This window comes from Bacillus cereus group sp. BfR-BA-01441 (assembly GCF_022663075.1).
Classification (GTDB): domain Bacteria; phylum Bacillota; class Bacilli; order Bacillales; family Bacillaceae_G; genus Bacillus_A; species Bacillus_A cereus.
Map to the genome: position 1 here is coordinate 1 of NZ_JAKUEU010000248.1, position 563 is coordinate 563.

The following is a 563-nucleotide window of genomic DNA, read 5'->3' on the forward strand; positions in this document are numbered from 1 at the left end:
AACCGGAAGCAGAAAAACCAGAAGTAGAAAAACCAGATGAAAATAAAAAAACAGATGCTGAAACAATTAAAGATGGTGAATACAGCATCAATTTTAAAGCATTAAAAGATCAAACAGACGAAATTTCAATGATGAACACATATACAAAAAGTCCAGGTGTGCTAAAAGTAAAAGATGGTAAGAAGTATGTATCATTTACGTTAACGAACAGTTCTTGGATTACAAAATTTGAATTTGAGAAAAATGGTTCGTTTGTTGATGCAAATGTAATAAGTGAAGATAAAAAAACTGATACACGCGTAGTGGAAGTAGAAGTACCAGATTTATCGAAAAAGTTAAATGCAAAAGTAAAAGTAGATATCGATTCAATGAATTATCACCATTTTTACGATATTCAATTTGCATTTGATAAAGGTAGCATTAAGTCGTTAGATAACCAAGGTGAAAACAACAACCAAGGTGAAAACAACAACCAAGGTGAAAACAACAACCAAGGTGGAAACAACAACCAAGATAATAACACAACAATTGATCCAAAAGCTCTTAAAGATGGTGAATACAGA

1 protein-coding gene is annotated in these 563 nt (G+C 31.4%); it reads left to right on the forward strand.

Annotated features, from left to right (window positions below; genetic code table 11):
- Positions 1 to 563 (forward strand): NEAT domain-containing protein (locus tag MR107_RS30350; protein WP_242293176.1); only part of this gene is annotated, 563 nt, incomplete at both ends.